Origin of the sequence: Fredinandcohnia onubensis (genome assembly GCF_002734285.1) — a bacterium.
Lineage (GTDB): Bacteria > Bacillota > Bacilli > Bacillales > Bacillaceae_L > Ferdinandcohnia > Ferdinandcohnia onubensis_A.
The window spans coordinates 36316-55510 of sequence record NZ_NSEA01000028.1; the positions used below are offsets into that span (position 1 = coordinate 36316).

Genomic DNA, 19195 nt, shown 5'->3' on the forward strand with positions numbered 1-19195 from the left:
GCGCTGACAGAAGGTGCTTTTTGCCTTCCGAAGCGATTGGCTTATGACCTCGAGCCGATGGCGCCTGGAGCTAGAAAATAAGAAAGACTCCCTAAAAAGGAAGTCAATTTTCAACTGTCTTGGTTGCCGTTCTGGTGCCAAAGACAGATAGAATGATAAATATTAATAACAGAATTGTCCCTATGACATTGAAAAAGCTGATGCTTTCAAAGTATTGGATAAACAGTCCTCCGAAAAACGGTCCGACAAGGCTTCCGATGCTAAAGAAAACGCCACATAGAAGGTTTCCAGTAGGCAATAAATTCTTTGGCATTAAGTCTGTCATATAAGAGATTCCAAGTGAAAACGTCGAACCAACTGCCATTCCTGCAAACGTAATGCAGAGCCAAAGCCCGACATGAGAGTGCTCAAGGAAGCTTGCGATGGTAAAACTTATAAATCCTAAAAACAGTACAATCATTAAAATATTTCTTCGACCAAATTTATCACTTAAAATCCCCAATGGAAGCTGGGTAATGATGCTACCGAGCGCAAATGAAGTTAATAGAATTGAAACAAATCCTACATTTAAATCAATTCGTAATCCATAAACTGGGAAGCTTCCGTTAAGGGAGGACTCAAGAAAGCCATAGGCCAGCGGCGGTAGAAAGGCAACCCATGCATACTTCCAGGCTTTTGAAAAACGGTTGAATGTTTCTCTAAAGGAGTTCACCCCTAAATCTTGTTCCGGAAATTCATTTTTTAATAGGAATAAAAAGAACCAACCAATTAAACAAAGGACAGAAGATAGAATAAATGGCAGGGTTTCATTAATGTTAACCAAAGGTGTCATTAACGGCCCTGTTGCAAAGCCAAGCCCAAAGAATAATCCGTATAAGGAGATGTTTCTTCCGCGCTTATTCTCAGGAGAAAATGATGTAATCCATGTTTGTGTTCCAAAGTGCAAGGAGTGATCGCCAATTCCAATCAAGAGTCTTAGAACAAACCAAAACCAAAATGATTTCCATAATGGGAACAAGGCAAGTGACACGACAACGAGCAATCCCCCAAATAGAATGACAGGTTTGTATCCATATTTCCTTAGCGGGTACTCCATAAATGGCGAAACAAGTAATATCCCGATATATAGTGCAGTTGCATGTAATCCATTTAAGGTAGATGACATTCCGTTATTTTCAAAAATAACCGCAATCAAAGGAAGCAACATACCCTGGCTAAACCCAGAAACTGCAACAATACTAACTAATATCCAAAACCGTAATCTCATGTTGTTTTTCCCCCAGTTTCATTTCACAATCTAATGATACAAAATTAATGAGGGGTTTGAAATGAAAAAGAATGATTCTCTTTTCTTTTCATTCTATGGAGAATTTGAGTAAAATTAAGATATTAGACAAAGACAGGGGGCATATTTCATGATTTTTAAGATGCAAGAAGTTGGCTTTTACACAGATGTAGAGTTTGGGAAGTTGCAGGTTGCAGGGGACGAAGCATATGGGTTTAGACCATATCAACTTTTAGTTTCATCGATCGCAGTTTGTAGTGGGGGTACACTTCGAAAGGTCCTTGAAAAAAAGAGAATGCAGGTAGAGGATATTACTATTGAAACTGAAGTGGAGCGAAATGAGGCACATGCGAACCGGGTCGAAAAAGTTTACATTCACTATGTGATAAAAGGAACAGATTTAGCTGAGGAAAAAATCCAACGTTCGATCGAAGTCGCTCATCGGAATTGTCCGATCGCCCAATCAGTAAAGGGAAGCATCGATATTATTAAAACTTTTGAGATTGTGGATGCATAAAAATATTCTAATAGAACATAATTTTTAAAGATAAAAACTACGCTAATGATGGGCGTAGTTTTTTTAGATTTCGTCCATTCGTAAAGGTCAATGAAAGGGAGTGTTCCTATGAATCGAATCTTCTTGATTATGGTGATAATCGGCTTACCTCTTTCTATCATTGGAAGTCTGCTTCACTGGCCAGCTGTTATCATGTTTATTGTGTACTGTTTAACCATTATCGCTTTGGCTGGATTTATGGGAAGAGCGACGGAAAGCCTTGCCATAATTGCTGGTCCGAGAATTGGTGGTCTGTTAAACGCGACCTTTGGAAATGCAGTTGAACTTATTATTTCTATCTTTGCTTTAAAAGCAGGACTTGTCACGGTTGTGCTTGCATCACTAACGGGTTCTGTCCTTGGTAACCTTTTACTAGTAGGGGGGCTTTCTTTTTTAGTGGGAGGTATTAAGTTTAAAAGGCAGAAATTTAGTGTACATGATGCGCGACACAATTCGGGTCTATTAATTTTTTCTGTCATTCTTGCCTTTGTTATTCCAGAAGTTTTTTCAATGGATATGAATGATACAGATACATTTACATTAAGCGTTGGAATCTCAATCATTTTAATTATGTTATATTTAGCTGGGCTTTTCTTTAAGCTAGTTTCACATCGAGGCATTTATCAGGAAGATTCGGAACAGGTTGAAAAAGAAAGTGAAGAGCATGAAGAACCTGAATGGGGGAAATGGAAGGCGTTTATTATCTTGGCTTTGTCTACGGTTGCGGTAGGGTATGTGTCTGAAAATCTTGTTCATACCTTTGAAGTCGTGGCGGAAGCGTTTGGCTGGAGTGAAATTTTTATCGGAATTATTATTGTGGCGATTGTCGGAAATGCTGCTGAGCATGCATCAGCCGTTATGATGGCTTATAAAAATAAAATGAATGTGGCCATTGAGATAGCAATTGGTTCAACGTTACAGGTAGCGATGTTTGTTGCGCCGTTATTGGTTTTGATATCATTATTCCTAGACACACAAATGTCTCTAGTTTTCTCTATGCCAGAACTTATTTCTATGATAACAGCGGTATTTTTAACCATTGCACTAACAAATGATGGAGAAACGAACTGGTTTGAAGGTGGCACTCTTCTAGCTGCATACGCCATCATGGGAATTGGCTTTTATTTATTATAAGAAAAAAACGACTCTGTGTAGACAACATCCACACAGAGTCGTTTGGTGTTTTAATCTTCTAAGTACTTTTTAAGGGATAACTTAACTTTTTTTCATTGATGTTCTCTTCGTCCGGCAACTCGATAGCATACCCCCTCCATTAAGGTATGGTCTCCTTATCCCTCCTTTAAGTAAGGTATACTTAATAATATTTACACAACATTAAAAATATTCAATTTAATTTTAAAAAAATGAAAAAATATCGATTAATCTTTCCAAGTTGATTATAATAAATCCAATGTTTAAACTAATTGTTACTTTTTAAAAAATTTTAATCTTTAGGGAGCACTTCTATGATCACACGTCGAATCGTATTCTTTTGCGTTGGATTGTTTGTTTTAGCACTGGGTATCAGTTTAATGATTATTGCAGATATCGGGGCTGGGGCATGGGACGCACTCAATGTTGGACTCTCAGAGTCAATCGGTCTTACTGTAGGGAATTGGGTTATTATTGTGGGTATTTGTGTCATGCTTTTAAATGCATTTTTACTTAAGGAACGGCCAGCATACTTATCAATTGGAACCATCATTTTAATTGGCTTTTTTATAGATTTTTGGTTATTAATTGCACTAGATGAATTGAATTTAGAAGGATTCGTCGTAAAGGCCCTTGTTTTACTTGGGGGATTAGTCATCGCATCACTTGGAATTGCCATCTACTTGCAAGCAAAGTTTCCACTCTCACCGCTCGATAATCTGATGCTCGCAATCAGCAAGCGATTCAAGTTGAGATTTGGGATTTCGAAAACAATTGGTGAGGCGACAGGCTTGGTGTTGGCTCTTTTGTTTGGAGGACCCATTGGCATTGGAACCTTGGTTGTTACATTCGGAATCGGACCAATAATTCAATTCTTCTATCCTCATTGTGAAAGGTTGATGGAAAAGGGCTTCGGCTCCAGGGCAAAACCGAAAATTAGTTAGTCGGCCTTCCGGGATCGGAAGGCTTTTATGATGGGGTAAAACCTAGATTGTCCGATATATTACGGTTTATGTCCGATATATTTAGATTTATGTCCGATAAAATACACGCAATGTCCGATATCCGCCCAATTTTGTCCGATATATTCAAATATATGTCCGATATCCAGATCGAGAGAAAAGATTAGTTAGTCGGCCTTCCGGGTGAACCGGAAGGCTTTTTATATGCTTGTTTCGTGACACTCATTTAATTTCTAATAAAAGGATGGATAATCCGCAAAAACTTCGAAAACACTAAGCACAAAGCCAAGGAAAGGAGTACCGACCTATGAAACGATATTTTCATTTTATAGTTGCCGCCATGTTAATGTTTAGTTTTGTTACAGGAACAGCGATGGCGGAAGGTACCGAAAAAGCAAAGGGTAATAAAGCAGATAAATTCAAGATTCCTAGTTCTGTTTTAGACATATCTCAAGATAATACGTACCCGAACCCGACGCAGGATTTGCCATATCTACAACCAAGTAAGCTCACAAAAGAGCTTATTAAAAGTGCCGATGTAGAAATAGAAAATCCAGATCTCATTCGTATTTTAAATGAGTCGGCAATTCAAACGACTCCTCTAGCGCTCGGGTATCGCGCAACCATTTATTTAGGGCAATGGCCGCTGAACTATGAATCGTCTGAAACAAGCACGAATTGGGAATATGAAAAAATCAATACAAATTATTATGACAATCGTGGTGGAAAGTCTCCATATAAAATTCACTACAAACAAGAAGTGCAGAAGATTGTCAAAGGCGGATTAACAGCGGAAATTCAAGATGCTGAAGATGTAAGAAAAATGATGCTGATTGAAGCTGCGAAAAAATCAAAGCTTCCACTTTCCTTCAAAACGATTATTGGTGGAGGAACGAAAAAAGACCAGATCTATAATGTACCACCGAAAAAGCTAGGCTACTTATATGCCTATGCGCCAGCAGTTAACGAAAAGGGTAAGGTTACATATGGTGAGGTTTATCTTGTTCTAAAAGGAAGCAAAAAATCAATCGTTGTTAAAAATGTAACCCACCAAGGGATTGGCGCATGGATTCCAGTCCAAGACCACGTTTCATACGGTTTCCTCGTATCAGACACCCCAAGATAAACCCGTTAATACGGGATAAAAAAATTCGGGCGACACTCCGCGCCCGAATTTTTTATAGGTTTGCACTCCGTTTTGTAAAGTCATCCTCTTTGTAATACGCATTTTTTACAAGAATATTGGGCCCAAGGCATTTCACTGCCGGACAGTGGCAGCTAATTTCTTTTGCGGTTTTTGTTTGTGACCAGTTGTCGTACGCATCTTGAAGCGAGGTTGTCTGGATATTACCTAGTGGCGGAGTATCTCCGAAATCAGTCACGATAATATCCCCGTTAAAAATATTCACATTCAATCGTGAGCGACCATCTGGGTCATTACGCACTGTTACATTTTTACTTGAATACAGTCTCTTTAGTAAAGTAAGATCATCCTCATTGTGACTGCACGGATAAAATGGCAAGGTGCCAAATAACATCCATACATCCTCATTGCGAATATCAAGGAGATGATGGATGGCGCTCCTAATTTCTTCAAGCGACAACACCTCTAGATTGCTAGCAAAATCGCTCGGGTACATAGGGTGAACCTCATGTCGGCCGCACTCCATTTCCTCTACAATTTGTTTATGAATTGTTTCTAAATGTGGAAGAGTGCGTTTATTTAACATGGTTTCTGCAGCAACCATCACTCCAGCTCTCGATAAAGCCTTACTATTTTCAATCATTCGCTGAAAATAACGTTCGCGCTGTTCAAATGATGGCTTTTTCTCCATCATCGCAAAACCACCTTCAACAAAATCATCGACCGTTCCCCAGTTATGTGAAATATGAAGCACATCTAAATAAGGAACAATTTTTTCGTACCGCGCGAGATCTAATGTGAGATTCGAATTGATTTGAGTACGAACCCCTCTTTCATGGGCATACTTAAGAAGAGGAACCACATAATTCGCAACAGATTTCGTTGACAGCATTGGCTCGCCACCTGTGATACTTAAGGACCGAAGCTTTGGAATTTCATCTAAGCGTTTTAATAAGAGGTCAATTGGTAAAGCATTTGGATCCTTTGGTTGTAAAGTGTAGCCAACCGCACAATGCTCGCATCTCATGTTACAGAGATAGGTCGTTGTAAATTCAATATTGGTAAGTTGCATTGAGCCGTATTGCTCAACATCTAAATAAGCCTCCCACGGGTCATGTGCGGGAGAAATACCTATAGAAGATTGTAATTTTGACATATATAACTCCTTTTTACGGATTTGTTAAAACACAAATCGCCTTAGGCATTGTATTGAAAAGAATAATAGTTGTCAATGCAAACATCTTTTACTAAGATAAAAAGATATCGAAAAATGAAAGGAACGTTGTCACTTGGGAAACGCAATTCGGGATAAGGACTTACAAATAACCTATTTAAAAAATCGACTAAATATGTTCGTAGAGGTGATTGATTCATTAGACCCTGAATCAACTGACCTAGAGGACATCGATCGTCTGATCGGGATGCTCGATGACTTGGAAGGAAAATACGAACGATTTAAAAAGGATTGGAAAGAATAAAAGCTTGGAGGACGCTCAGCATTTGTGCTGGGCGTTTGATTGTTTACATAGGATCTTAGTTCATTGGCTGTATTTGCCACGCAAAATAAAAAAACAGTGGATCCAGAACAAAATCCACTGTTTTTCGTTTAGAAGGAACCAGTAGAACCGTCCCCCTGGTCCTCGGTGTTCCCTTGGTTCTTCGTCTCCAAAGTCAATCCTTCGACAACAACGTCCTCATCGATTTCCAATAACAAGCAGCGCTTGCCTTGGTACATGATGTATTTGACGTATTTGAGCTCTTTTGGATCCAGCGTGAGTTTGGCAACCTTGGTGTTGATTTTGATTGATTTTGGAATGAGGTTGTTAGCTTTAAATTCATGTCGTTCGTCATCAATTACACTTTTAAAGGCATGCTCTACTTTTGCGGTATCCACATTTTCTACGCCGCTCACCTTCAAGATGCGCTCTACGTCCTGATAGTTGATCATCGGTGGTTCGCTATCTTCCTCTTCCTCTTCTTCTTTTTCTTGAACAAAGCGGTCGATTTCCTCATACACGTTCGAAATAACCTCAGATTCTACCTTGTCCCCGATGACATTTTTCAAGATCATTTCAAAGCCAATCCTGTCATCTTCCGCTGTCATGATATCTTCGCAATTCAACACATCGGAAATGAAACTATAGCTAGGTTCATTCGCTTTTCCGGAAGCATAAAGAATATGATTTACGTCTGCTGCATTGTCGTTAAAGGCTGGAAAAAGAAAACCGGTTAACGGAGCAGTTATATTTATAATCGGGTCCAGCTCAGTATTTGGTTTGAATGTTCTTTCAATATAGTCAAAAACCAATGTCTTTTTCGGTTGGTCAATTTTATTCAATGTGCAAAGAATGAGTGGACTGAAATAAACCTCATCAGATCCGCCTAATTCAGATTCAGGGTCGCGTTTTCGAGTTGGTTTTCGGTATTCGGCACGGATGAATGTCACCACTGTGTCAAACTCGTAAACCTTAGAAGCATACATTTTCTCTACAATTTGCAGCATTTGCTCCAACCATTCTTCGGTGTCTTCCAGCTGTAGTCCATCATATAGAAGGTCGCGTGTGCTATTCTCCACATCATGCATAAACTTCAATTCAAATAGCTTCGTATCAAGTTGCCCAGATAATGTTTTTTTAAAGTTATCTAAAAATAATTCCTGCGCTTCTTGTTCTAGTAGCTCGAATGGCTGACAAATGTGGTGATAAATCTCACCGGATTCTTTTTTGACATACACATTAAAAATTTCGTTTATTTTTAAGTATTGGTTTTCTAGTTTAAATTGTTTTCGGATGTTTGCGATGTCTTTTTTATTCACTAATCTCAACTCCCATTTTTTGATTATACATGTTGGCATCAAAAATTGTAATGATTGATTTTTTCGTGTATGTATGCGCACTACCGGTATAAAAACCCATATATATAAGGTAAAAAGCAAACAGGGGAAGATATCATTGGGCATGCAATCAAGTAAATTTAGATGGGTTATTTTTGCTTCTGTTTTGTTTACGTATGTGGTCATGTCAAGTCAACGAACTGCACCAGGATTGATTACAGACCAATTAATGGCGGATTTTCAAGTAACAGCAACAACCATTGGACTCCTCACAAGTATCCAATTTTTTGTGTACACAGGTCTGCAAATGCCGATGGGAATCTTGGCGGATCGATATGGACCCAATTTTTTCCTGATACTAGGTGCCATCCTTACAGGAGTTGGAACCATCATTTATAGCTTGGGAACACATGAAGTGATCCTCTTTTTTGCAAGAATCCTAACAGGAATAGGGGATGCAACCATTTGGGTGAACCTGGTGCTGATTTTAAGCAGATGGTTTAACGAAAGAGAATTTACCCGGCTAATTGGTGTCGCAGGCATGACCGGTAGCCTTGGATTCCTGATGGCAACTGTCCCTTTTTCAGCATTAATTGTTTTACTAGGTTGGCGAGGCGCATTTCTTTCAGGGGGAATTCTACTCTGTTTGTGTGGTGTTTTTTTATACATTGTACTTGTCAAAAAGCCAGGCCACCCGATGATTGAGAAAAAAGAAGTTCAACGTGAAAAAACATCGGTGTTACTCCGTCGGATTTTTACCAATCGGCAGGCATGGGCGTTGTTCTTATGTCACTTTGGACTTGTTGGAGGGTATATAGGTTTTATAGGTTCGTGGGCAGTACCTTATGGAATGGATATGTACGGCTTGACCCGTTTGGAAGCAAGTCAGCTTATTATGTTTAGTCTGATTGGTGCGCTAATGGGTGCACCGTTAATCGGCTGGATTTCAAGTCGATTAGGGTTAATCAAACAACCTTATATCATTTTTCATATTGTCACGGTGCTATGTTGGTCTACTTTTCTTGTTTTCAGAGAGGGACCCCCATTATTCTTGCTCATTTCACTTTTCTTTATAATCGGATTTTCGTTCGGTTCAAATTCTCTAACCTTTGCCGTTGTCCGCCAAACGTTCCCAACAAGTGAATCCGGAATGGTTTCTGGATTTGCGAACACAGGTGGATTTTTAAGTGCTGTATTGCTTCCTGCCATTTTCGGGGGTGTATTAGACCATGTTACCGCTGGATATTATTATGGCTTTATCATTCCCTTGATTTTTTCAGTCTTCGGTTTGATAGGAGTGAACCTCATAAAAGAAAAACCTCAAGTTGCGGCGATTCCCGTAAGATAAAATCTGGAATCGTTTGCAAATCTCTTTCCGAAAAAAATAGATAGGAGTATAATGAAAATTGTGATTATAAATAATATGTTAACTTATTCAGTAGAAGTCCCTAACTTCTACTAAATAAGTCATGCCTCCGGCGGATGCCACGATTTTTAAAAGGAAAATTTTCGAGCAAGCTCGAAAAAAATCGGGCGCAAATACGCCAAGGCGCATTTGATTAAGGGGATATAAGGGAAAGGGGAATACAGATGGATAAGCTACAACAAAGTATGTACAAGTTAATTGTAGAGACATCAACAAGACTTCCAAAGGATGTACGTAGAGCGGTTGCTCGCGCAAAAGCGAGTGAAAGTGCAGGTACTCGTGCTGCTATGTCTCTTTCAACCATCACCAATAATATTTCAATGGCGGACGTGAACGTATCACCAATCTGCCAAGATACAGGTCTACCAACTTTCAAAGTGAAAACTCCTGTTGGAGTGAACCAATTAAAAATCAAAGCTGCGATTCGTGCAGCAATTGTGGAAGCAACGAAAGACGGAAAGCTTCGTCCAAACTCAGTTGATTCATTAACTGGTAAAAACAGCGGGGACAACCTCGGTGAAGGTGTTCCGGTTATTAAGTTTGAACAATGGGAAAAAGATTACATCGATGTTCGCCTTATTTTAAAAGGTGGCGGCTGTGAAAATAAGAACATCCAATACAGCTTACCTTGTGAATTAGAGGGACTTGGTCGTGCGGGCCGTGACTTAGACGGTATTCGTAAGTGTATCATGCACTCTGTGTACCAAGCACAAGGACAAGGCTGTAGTGCTGGATTCATTGGCGTTGGAATCGGTGGAGACCGTACTTCAGGCTATGAGTTAGCAAAAGAACAACTTTTCCGCTCTGTTGAAGATGTAAATCCAAATGAAGATCTTCGCCAACTTGAAGAATACGTTATGGAAAATGCAAATAAGCTTGGCATCGGAACAATGGGCTTCGGCGGCGAAACCACTCTACTTGGTTGTAAAGTTGGCGTTATGCACCGTATCCCAGCAAGCTTCTTCGTATCTGTTGCGTACAACTGTTGGGCATATCGCCGTCTAGGTATCACTCTTGATGCTGAAACTGGTGATATCAAAGATTGGTTATACAATGAGGGAGAGGAAATTGACTTCTCTAAAGAACAAGAAGAAGTACAAGAAGTAAAATCAGAAACTCGCGAAGTTGTGCTACAAGCTCCAATCACTGAAGAGCAAATTCGCGAACTAAAAGTGGGTGACGTGGTTAAAATCAACGGCCGTATGTTTACAGGTCGTGACGCTATCCACAAACATCTATCTGAAAACGATGCACCAGTTGATCTAGACGGACAAGTCATTTACCACTGTGGTCCGGTAATGCTTAAGGATGAAGATGGAAACTGGCACGTAAAAGCTGCTGGCCCAACAACAAGTATTCGTGAGGAACCTTACCAAGGCGACATCATGAAAAAATTCGGCATCCGTGCTGTAATTGGTAAAGGTGGAATGGGACCAAAAACGCTTGCTGCACTTAAGGAGCATGGGGGAGTTTACCTAAACGCAATCGGTGGAGCTGCACAATATTATGCAGACTGCATCAAGTCAGTCGATGGCGTTGACTTAATGGAATTCGGTATTCCAGAAGCAATGTGGCATCTATCTGTTGAAGGCTTCACCGCCGTTGTAACTATGGATTCACACGGCAACAGTCTACACGAGGACGTTGACAAATCATCATTAGAAAAACTAGAACAATTCAAAGAGCGTGTATTTGCTTAATTTTAAGGAGCCCGTTACGTATTGTGCGTAGCGGGTTTTTTGTTGCTGTTTGAGGTTAGGGAACAATTAATTAGAGTTAGGTTACAAATGTTAAAAGTTAGGGCACAATTATTCGAGAATAGGGAACAAATAACATGTAGGTATCAACCTGAGTTCACAACAGCACATTTTTTGAAAAACAATCTTCAAAAATTAAAAATGACTATCATAAATGGTTTTGTGGAGCATGCTCACTTCAAATAAGGAAGAGCATGTTAGTTAAGATCATTTTAAAAGTACAAGCTAAGAGCGATTTCCCCTAAGCATGTATGGCAAGATGAGGCTCGCGGTACACGCACACGGGCAAAAAAACAACAGCATGTAGGTCAAGACTCGTTTTGTGGTACACGCTCAAGCCAAAAATGCTCTAGCATGTACCGCAAGATCAGTTTAGCGGTACACGCTCGAAGTCAAAAGTCCCCAGCATGTACCACAAGACTAGTTTCGCGGTACACGCTCAAACCGAAAATGCTCTAGCATGTACCACAAGACCACTCGGTACAAGCACAAACCAAAAATGCCCCACCATGTCCCGCAAACCCAATCAACAACACAACCCACCCCCCACAAATTTTATTCATCCACTCAATAAAATCTTTTTGGTAATGGATTCGTGCATGAACTCCCTAAATGTGGTAAAAACTAACTCTACTACTAACGGAGTTTGGGAGGTTTTACTTTTGAAAAGGCTTTTGGGCTTACTTCTTCTTTTAACTGTTACCTTTTCATTGGTTGGTGCCCAACAGGCAGCAGCAGCTTATTCAAACGCCCCCATCCATTGGGGCTTCAAAAAAAGCAAAAACCATGAACCGGCATCAGCGGGTGAGGAGTATGATAAACTACTCGCAAAATATGGCGCATTTTATATTGGAGACACAACCAAGAAAGACATCTATCTCACCTTTGACAATGGTTATGAAAATGGCTACACCGAACAAGTTCTCGATGTGTTAAAAGAGAAAAAGGTTCCGGCAACATTCTTTGTAACCGGACATTATTTAAAAGACCAGTCCGACCTCGTCAAACGAATGGCAAAGGAAGGTCATATTGTTGGCAATCATTCATGGTATCATCCGGATTTAACAAGAGTGAGTGACGAGCGTCTTCGAAAAGAATTAGATTCGGTAAGGGAGGAAACGAAAAGGCTGACTGGGCAGGATGTCACCTATCTTCGACCACCGCGAGGCATTTTCAGTGAACGCACTTTAGCATTATCAAGGGATTTGGGCTATCAAAATGTGTTCTGGTCACTCGCATTTGTTGATTGGCATATCAATAACCAAAGAGGTTGGGAGTATGCCTACAACAACATCATGAGACAAATTCATCCAGGTGCCATTCTGTTGCTGCACACAGTATCAAGGGATAATGCGGAAGCGCTCGGTAAAGCCATCGATGATTTACGGGAAGAAGGGTATACCTTCCGAAGCTTAGATCACCTAATGGCGGAAAAATCCATTAAAGAAGAGCTACTATTCAACATGAACTAAATAGAAAAAGGACTTAGCATGCCTAAGTCCTTTTAAACTTACATATATTTTTCAACTAATTCATAGCATCTTTCTTTGGTGACCTGGGCTAGAGTACTTGTTTTTACTAAAGGTTCCATTGTGCCACCTTTGTATTGTTCTGCTTCTTCACTTGCCGCCTTATATTTATCTTTAATCCATCGGCGTTGTTCTTCCCGTAACTCATCCATCTCTTCAGTCGGAAGTTGTTTCTCAAGTTCTTTCCAGATTTTATTTAGCGCATCGTCCCATACTTTATAGTTTGCTGCCGCAATTTCATTCATCTCTAGTTGTGTTTCACCCTTAGGGTTGCTTTCGATTTCCTTTTCAATTGCTTCAAGTTCACTTAGATATTGAATCTTAAGAGGACTGTCTTCTGTCTCCCCTTCGACGTTAGTGTCTGTAGACTCTGCATCGACATTTTCATCTGTAGAATCTTCTTCTTGAGTGGTTTCAGAAGCTTCAACAGTCTCATTTGAATCTGCTTTTTCTGAGTCTGAAGTATTTTCCTCGATTTTAGTTGGTTCTTCTGGTGTCAAACTGGTCTCCTTATCTGTATTTGAACAGGCAGCCAACAAACCTAATATGACAGTTAACAGTAAAAACTTCTTCATTTTAAAAACTCCTTGTATAATTTGTTCTATGTAACCTACTTTAACAAAAATGCATGTATCGTCAAATTATATCGTAAAAACGATAAAAGAGCTGTAAGTTTTCAGCTCTTTTTCTGTGGTACTTTTTTCTTCCGCCAAGGTTTAATGTATGAAATAATAAAAATAAAAATGGTAACTGCCACTTGAAAATAGACCGCATATTGTCTCATTAAGTGGTTTTGAATGAACTCGGGGTTGGTCAAGGCTAATTCCCGTTGAGTTTCAAGGAGCTCCATATTGGTGATCATTAGCTTGTCTATAATAAAAATCCCAACAATCGTTTGAATTAAATACAGTACGAATTTCACGCCAACCCAAAGATGCTTGAAAAAGCCCCAGTTTGTAAAGAACCCATAGGTGAGCCCCACTAATAGTGTGCCAATTGCACCCCATCGAACAATGTTATCACTAATGATTACGATATTTTTATATCCCAAATAGGACTCATCAAATTTAGTAAAATCAAGATGAATATTAAGTGCAAGGGAACTTAATATTCCTCCGAAAAATACTACGACTAGAAAGACGTGAATGATTTTTAACCATTTCAACCCATTAGGTCCGATTTTTTTCATCTTCCAATACCTCCCGTGTTTTCTGAACAACATCATCCATTTTACGCGGAGGAGGGACGTTTAAAAATATGCCCCAGACGTAACTTTCGCTACAACTGAGGTCCTATATTTTCTAAACTTGACCGAGGAGGTAAAATGGAGAAAGAGACTTTTTAGGTAGGAGGTATCACAATGAATGCATACATCCTTTTGATTTTTGCGATTATTAGTGAAGTGTTCGGCAGTTCGATGCTTAAAGCAACAGACGGGTTCAAAAAGTTCCTGCCTTCTTTAGGAGTCATGATTGGATACGGTCTAGCATTCTATGCTTTATCACTATCATTAACAACATTGCCGCTCGGTATGGCTTACGCGATTTGGGCCGGCGTTGGGACAGCACTAACCGCATTTGTCGGAATTATCATCTATAAAGAACATGTTGATCGGAAAAAAATCCTTGGATTCTTCTTAATCATCGGTGGAGTCATTTTACTAAATGTCGGAGGGGGTCATTAAATGAAAGGATATCTAGCATTATCGATTTCAATTATTTGTGAGATTTTTGCAACGGCGATGCTTAAAATGTCCGAGGGCTTTACTGTTCTTTTTCCATCGGTCGGTGTCATCATAGGTTATGGACTCGCATTTTATTGCTTATCCTTATGTTTAAAAACCCTTCCGCTAAGTTTGGCGTATGCGATTTGGTCTGGTGTTGGAACAGCATTAACGGCAGTTATTGGTGCGCTGGTATGGGGAGAGGTTTTTAGCACTCTTAAACTAGCAGGCATCATTTTGATTATCGGTGGAGTGATACTATTAAATTCTTCGAAAAACGAAGAAATTGAGAATCCAACAGCTAAAGCACTTTAATAAAAAAGCATATCCTCTTATAATTGAAAGGGAATCCACAATAAGGGGGACAAGGAAATGGTTGGAGAATGGGAAAACGCAGAACCAGGGGTAAAACGTAAAATTTTCCCTCCAGGTGAATCAGTAATGATGATGGAGGTGCACTTTGAAAAAGGTGCAGAAGGCTACCAACATAGTCATCCTCATGAACAGTTCACATACGTCATGAAGGGAAGCTTCCAGTTCACAATCGAAGGTGAACAAACAACGGTTTCCCAAGGAGAAACGATTTTTATTCCAGGGAACCATAAACATGGAGTCGTTGCACTAGAAGAAGGTATTTTACTAGATACATTTACACCACTTCGTGAAGACCTACTAAATAGGTAAATCAGGGAATCCTCTTGCTTGCAGGGGGATTTTTTTTATGCTGAAATGGTATAATGTGTACTAACACTTAAGAATTGAGGTTGGTTCCATGTGGGAGAAAACAGTGCATGTACAGCCGCCATATAATTTCGATCGCGTCCTAGACCGGCTATCAATAAATCCACTTATTAATCTAAATAAAGATGAACGCTACGTGAAGGTACCATTTTATATAAAAAATGAACCTGTGGTTGTTACGGTAAAAGCAACTGGAACAACAGAGAAGCCAACTTTCATAGTCACGGGTACTCAAACTGATTTATCGGAACAGGCTTTGCAGCAAGTTTCTCACATTCTTCAATGGGATGTACCATTAGATAAAATCCAGGACCATTTTTTACAAACGGACCTCAGAGATATTTTCATAGAACATCGCGGGACACCGTTAGTCTTAGATTTCGATCCGTATTTTTGCTTGATGAAGTGTATCATCCATCAGCAACTTAATATGACGTTTGCCTATACACTGACATCAAGGTTTGTCACGACATTTGGCGAACAAGTTGACGGAACGTGGGTCCATCCTCGACCTGAAAAAATAGCCAAGTTAACGGTTGAAGATTTGAGAGAGTTGCAGTTCAGTGGGCGAAAGGCTGAATATGTAATAGATACTTCCAAACTGATTGCAGCAGGAGAGCTAACACTCAGTGACCTCCAATCGAAAATGGATAATGAAGTCATAGAGACTCTTGTAAAAGTCCGCGGAATTGGAAAATGGACTGCAGAAAATTTTCTTTTATTCGGGTTGGGACGGCCCAATCTATTCCCGATGGCAGATATCGGAATCCAAAATGCCATCAAAAAATTATACAATCTTGAGAAAAAGCCATCCTATGAACAGATGGAAGAATACAGCAAGCCATGGGAACCATACTTAAGCTATGCTTCCTTGTACTTATGGCGGAGCATCGAATAGAAAGTTGTGTGTAATGATGAAACAACAAAAAGAAAACCAAGCAAAATTACAGGTGGGACAAACATTCCCCCTTACAATAAAAAGACTCGGAATCAACGGAGAAGGTGTCGGTTATTTTAAAAGGCAGGTCGTCTTTGTTCCGGGAGCACTTCCAGGTGAAGAGGTAGTCGTGGAAGCAACAAAGGTCCACCCGAAATTCTCTGAAGGAAAGATTAAGAAAATCCGTGAAAAATCAGAGCATCGGGTGAAGCCGCCTTGTCCAATCTACGAACTATGTGGCGGATGCCAGCTTCAGCACTTAGACTATCGTCAGCAATTGAATGAGAAGCGGGACATTGTCGTTCAAGCTTTTGAACGCTATGGCAAAACGCCGATTGAAAAGCTGAATATTAAAGACACAATTGGCATGGACAATCCGTGGAACTATCGAAACAAAAGTCAGTTCCAGGTTGGACTTGATAAAACGAAGGTGATCGCGGGACTCTATGGCCTTAATTCACATAAACTAATCGACATTGCCGACTGTATGATCCAACATCCTGCAACAAGCAAGGTCACCCAAACAGTCAAAATGATTCTACAAGATTTAAAAATCTCAATCTATAATGAACGAAATCGAAAAGGACTTGTCCGAACAATCGTCACAAGAGTAGGCGTCCAATCGGGAGAAGTTCAGGTTGTCTTAATTACAGCCCAAAAAGAAATCCCACGTAAACAATTATTAATAGATGAAATCACAAAACGTTTACCAGAAGTGAAATCAATCATCCAAAATATCAACGGACAAAAGACTTCACTCATTTTTGGTGACGAATCGATTCATTTACACGGAAACGAGGTCATTCAAGAAACCCTGGGAGACCTATCATTTGAACTGTCAGCACGTGCATTCTTCCAACTGAACCCGGAGCAAACCGTTAAATTATATGATGAAGTAAAAAAGGCAGCTCAATTAACCGGTAAAGAAAGAATCGTCGATGCCTACTGTGGAGTCGGAACAATTGGACTATGGCTAGCAGATGGAGCGGCTGAAATCCGCGGCATCGAAATCATCCCAGAAGCCATCGAAGACGCAAGAAAAAATGCCAAAAAACATGGCTTTGAGAATGCCACCTATGCCGTAGGAAAAGCAGAAAAACTCCTACCAAAATGGGTAAACGAAGGCTGGCGCCCAGACGTCATCGTAGTCGACCCACCACGCACAGGTTGCGACGATCAATTCCTACAAACCGTCTTAAAAGTTAAACCGAAGAAGATGGTGTACGTATCTTGTAATCCGTCTACTTTGGCGAAGGATATTCAAGTATTGTCGAAGCTTTATAAGGTGGAGTATGTGCAGCCGGTGGATATGTTTCCGCATACGGCGCATGTAGAAGCTGTTGCGGTGTTGGCTCTAAAATTGTGAGCTTATTAGAAAGAGATAAGTATAAAAGTAGCGAGGAAGTAGAAAACCCTAACCAATCTTCGGTTAGGGTTAATTTTTATATTGGAGTATCTAATTTATTTGATTGATTAGTAATAGGTTTAATTGTTGTTAACGTTTCAGAAACAGGGTTATTGTAGTTCAACCACAATTCTACTAAATCAGTTCCGGTTATTAAATCAATATCTAATCCTTCTGCATAAGAACGAGCTTGTGAGGTAAAGTTAGATGTAGTAACTACATATCCTCTGGAGGCGTTTTGTTTTATCATGTTGGAGTGAATTAATGCGATGGGTTCATATCCCACATCATCCTTGTAACATTTCACTTGGCCAAGAACTTTTCCATCACCTACGCCATGTTCTATATCAACACCAAAATCCCCGGAACTTTTTGTTACATAGCTACTTTCACCATATTTGTGTTTTAGAATATCAGCAATAAAATGTTCAAATTCTATTGGATTATTTTTCAAAAAGCTTGAAGAATAAGATTTATCTTCATTCTCCTTGCAAAACCGTTGGTAAATTCCAAATGCTAATGTCTTTTTAAATTCCTCAGTTGATAAATATTTTTTATAGGCTGCGGATTCCTCAGTAACTTTATATCTTTTCCACTGGAAATAGATAACTACTAACAAAACTATTAATATAAAATATTCCATATTATCACCTCAAATACCAGTATTATCAACTTTCTGAATTGTATTCAAAGTGTTAATTAATATTTCTTAACAGATTAATTAAGAAGACTAATAATAAAAGTCATACAAGAGGACATTCTTTGTTATCCGTTGACAAATTTGCATTGTCCAGTTATGTATGCTCTTGTATGAGGTCTAAGCATATGTACCTCCAAATAGGAATTTATAGCCTATATTTAACCCTTAAGGTTAGACTTGACACTTATTTGATAATATAGGAAATTATTACTAAAGGAAAAAATGTTAGGAGGAAATAATATGGCGAGAAAGGTAAGAAGCGATTGCACTGTAGGAACTTTCGAGAAGAAAAATGGTCTTCCCCCCGGAACGATTAGAAATCCGGATGGCAGAGACACTAGAAGTGATAAAAAGATTGGAACAATCCGGAAAGAGTCTGAAAAACGAGGAAAATAACTGTTATGGAGGAAATAAATACACTAAGTTATGGGGCTAATGCTACTAAGTTCGATGCAGGGATTTTTGGAGACTACATTATGATTATTATGGGACCAACTAAAAGGACTTCGATGAAATTCAAAGTTAGCGATATTGATAGGATTATAGCCCACTTCAAAGATCGAGATTGGTTCCGTTTTGACGGCTCGATGGAAAAAACCACTCCTGGTGGGCTCCGCTATTTCTTTGAGACGGAACTTAAGCGCCCTCCTAAACTAGCAAGTCATGTTGCAGCTTGGATGGTCCACAAGGGATTGCTTGAACATAGATACACTGGCAACAGAAATGTGGTTGAAATGCGGATAAAATAATCAACTTTTATAGTCAACGAATAATGATTTCTCATTAGCAGCAGAAACCCTTAGTGAGTCTGCAATTCTATAATAAATTAAAGGGCCTGCCTCCCGTGTACCAAAGTGTTAGTGCACTGGGGGTCAGGCCCTGTTTTTCTTTGAGCAGGCAAGAATTTTAAGAAGTATGGGAATAATCTTTAGTCCAAATTATATCAATTTAAGGCATCGTTGAATTTATATTTCATCGGTGTCTTTTTATTTAAATAATTTAGAGGATTTTATGGGAATATGTTGAAATATGTCTAAATAAGGAT

Annotated in this window: 21 protein-coding genes; 15 read left to right on the plus strand and 6 right to left on the minus strand. The window is 39.4% G+C overall.

The window, feature by feature from the left end:
* Positions 1–103: 103 nt before the first annotated feature.
* Entirely contained in the window at positions 104–1267 is a 1164-nt protein-coding gene (locus tag CKJ95_RS21335) for an MFS transporter (protein WP_099355481.1), read from the minus strand.
* A 148-nt stretch (positions 1268–1415) separates the two neighbouring features.
* Here CKJ95_RS21335 and CKJ95_RS21340 point away from each other — a divergent pair, with 148 nt between their 5' ends.
* The 4 genes from CKJ95_RS21340 (at position 1416) to CKJ95_RS21355 (ending at position 5081) form a co-directional block, all read left to right on the plus strand.
* The gene (locus tag CKJ95_RS21340; protein WP_099355482.1) at positions 1416–1802 is read left to right on the plus strand and encodes an OsmC family protein; all 387 of its coding nucleotides are present in this window, start codon (positions 1416–1418) and stop codon (positions 1800–1802) included.
* 108 nt (positions 1803–1910) lie between these two features.
* On the plus strand, positions 1911–2975 hold the full coding sequence (gene cax / locus CKJ95_RS21345; RefSeq protein ID WP_099355483.1) for a calcium/proton exchanger: 1065 nt from the start codon (positions 1911–1913) through the stop codon (positions 2973–2975).
* Between the two features lie 332 nt (positions 2976–3307).
* Positions 3308–3937 carry a YczE/YyaS/YitT family protein gene (locus tag CKJ95_RS21350; protein WP_099355484.1) on the plus strand — a complete coding sequence of 210 codons (630 nt, stop codon included), beginning with the start codon at positions 3308–3310 and terminating at the stop codon, positions 3935–3937.
* A 325-nt stretch (positions 3938–4262) separates the two neighbouring features.
* Positions 4263–5081, plus strand: coding sequence for a YfkD famly protein (locus CKJ95_RS21355; protein ID WP_099355485.1), 819 nt, complete (start codon positions 4263–4265; stop codon positions 5079–5081).
* A 52-nt stretch (positions 5082–5133) separates the two neighbouring features.
* Here CKJ95_RS21355 and yfkAB read toward each other — a convergent pair whose 3' ends face one another.
* The gene (gene yfkAB, locus CKJ95_RS21360; RefSeq protein ID WP_099355486.1) at positions 5134–6255 is read right to left on the minus strand and encodes a radical SAM/CxCxxxxC motif protein YfkAB; all 1122 of its coding nucleotides are present in this window, start codon (positions 6253–6255) and stop codon (positions 5134–5136) included.
* A 133-nt stretch (positions 6256–6388) separates the two neighbouring features.
* Here yfkAB and CKJ95_RS21365 point away from each other — a divergent pair, with 133 nt between their 5' ends.
* On the plus strand, positions 6389–6577 hold the full coding sequence (locus CKJ95_RS21365) for an SE1561 family protein (RefSeq protein ID WP_099355487.1): 189 nt from the start codon (positions 6389–6391) through the stop codon (positions 6575–6577).
* A 128-nt stretch (positions 6578–6705) separates the two neighbouring features.
* Here the strand turns inward: CKJ95_RS21365 and CKJ95_RS21370 are convergent, their stop codons facing one another.
* Positions 6706–7914, minus strand: coding sequence for a DUF4317 domain-containing protein (locus tag CKJ95_RS21370; RefSeq protein ID WP_099355488.1), 1209 nt, complete (start codon positions 7912–7914; stop codon positions 6706–6708).
* Between the two features lie 136 nt (positions 7915–8050).
* Between CKJ95_RS21370 and CKJ95_RS21375 the strand changes: the two genes are divergently transcribed.
* From CKJ95_RS21375 to pdaA, 3 genes are all read left to right on the plus strand, one after another.
* A complete protein-coding gene (locus CKJ95_RS21375) occupies positions 8051–9280 on the plus strand; it encodes an MFS transporter (protein WP_099355489.1) in 1230 nt (409 codons plus the stop codon).
* A 242-nt stretch (positions 9281–9522) separates the two neighbouring features.
* Positions 9523–11058 (plus strand): fumarate hydratase, encoded by a 1536-nt coding sequence (locus CKJ95_RS21380; RefSeq protein WP_142353968.1) that lies wholly within the window; start codon positions 9523–9525, stop codon positions 11056–11058.
* A gap of 767 nt (positions 11059–11825) precedes the next feature.
* Positions 11826–12587 (plus strand): delta-lactam-biosynthetic de-N-acetylase, encoded by a 762-nt coding sequence (gene pdaA / locus CKJ95_RS21390; protein WP_373604866.1) that lies wholly within the window; start codon positions 11826–11828, stop codon positions 12585–12587.
* 38 nt (positions 12588–12625) lie between these two features.
* Here pdaA and CKJ95_RS21395 read toward each other — a convergent pair whose 3' ends face one another.
* Positions 12626–13219, minus strand: a complete 594-nt coding sequence (locus tag CKJ95_RS21395) for a lysozyme inhibitor LprI family protein (RefSeq protein ID WP_099355492.1) — start codon at positions 13217–13219, stop codon at positions 12626–12628.
* 101 nt (positions 13220–13320) lie between these two features.
* Entirely contained in the window at positions 13321–13833 is a 513-nt protein-coding gene (locus CKJ95_RS21400) for a DUF2269 domain-containing protein (RefSeq protein WP_099355493.1), read from the minus strand.
* 171 nt (positions 13834–14004) lie between these two features.
* Here CKJ95_RS21400 and CKJ95_RS21405 point away from each other — a divergent pair, with 171 nt between their 5' ends.
* The 5 genes from CKJ95_RS21405 to rlmD all read left to right on the plus strand — a co-directional run bounded on the left by CKJ95_RS21405 (position 14005) and on the right by rlmD (position 17411).
* The gene (locus CKJ95_RS21405; RefSeq protein ID WP_099355494.1) at positions 14005–14328 is read left to right on the plus strand and encodes a DMT family transporter; all 324 of its coding nucleotides are present in this window, start codon (positions 14005–14007) and stop codon (positions 14326–14328) included.
* Positions 14329–14682 carry a DMT family transporter gene (locus CKJ95_RS21410; RefSeq protein WP_099355495.1) on the plus strand — a complete coding sequence of 118 codons (354 nt, stop codon included), beginning with the start codon at positions 14329–14331 and terminating at the stop codon, positions 14680–14682.
* 57 nt (positions 14683–14739) lie between these two features.
* Positions 14740–15051: a cupin domain-containing protein gene (locus CKJ95_RS21415; protein ID WP_099355496.1), complete on the plus strand. Its 312-nt coding sequence runs from the start codon at positions 14740–14742 to the stop codon at positions 15049–15051.
* Positions 15052–15139: 88 nt separating this feature from the next.
* Complete coding sequence (locus tag CKJ95_RS21420) at positions 15140–16006, plus strand: DNA-3-methyladenine glycosylase family protein (protein ID WP_099355497.1); 867 nt, start codon at positions 15140–15142, stop codon at positions 16004–16006.
* A 13-nt stretch (positions 16007–16019) separates the two neighbouring features.
* The gene (gene rlmD / locus CKJ95_RS21425; RefSeq protein WP_099355498.1) at positions 16020–17411 is read left to right on the plus strand and encodes a 23S rRNA (uracil(1939)-C(5))-methyltransferase RlmD; all 1392 of its coding nucleotides are present in this window, start codon (positions 16020–16022) and stop codon (positions 17409–17411) included.
* A 76-nt stretch (positions 17412–17487) separates the two neighbouring features.
* Here the strand turns inward: rlmD and CKJ95_RS21430 are convergent, their stop codons facing one another.
* Positions 17488–18093, minus strand: coding sequence for a restriction endonuclease (locus CKJ95_RS21430; protein ID WP_099355499.1), 606 nt, complete (start codon positions 18091–18093; stop codon positions 17488–17490).
* A 297-nt stretch (positions 18094–18390) separates the two neighbouring features.
* Here CKJ95_RS21430 and CKJ95_RS23615 point away from each other — a divergent pair, with 297 nt between their 5' ends.
* Together CKJ95_RS23615 and CKJ95_RS21435 are read left to right on the plus strand one after the other, a co-directional pair.
* Positions 18391–18546 carry a hypothetical protein gene (locus CKJ95_RS23615; RefSeq protein WP_180271637.1) on the plus strand — a complete coding sequence of 52 codons (156 nt, stop codon included), beginning with the start codon at positions 18391–18393 and terminating at the stop codon, positions 18544–18546.
* Positions 18547–18551: 5 nt separating this feature from the next.
* The gene (locus CKJ95_RS21435; protein WP_099355500.1) at positions 18552–18899 is read left to right on the plus strand and encodes a hypothetical protein; all 348 of its coding nucleotides are present in this window, start codon (positions 18552–18554) and stop codon (positions 18897–18899) included.
* Positions 18900–19195: the final 296 nt, after the last annotated feature.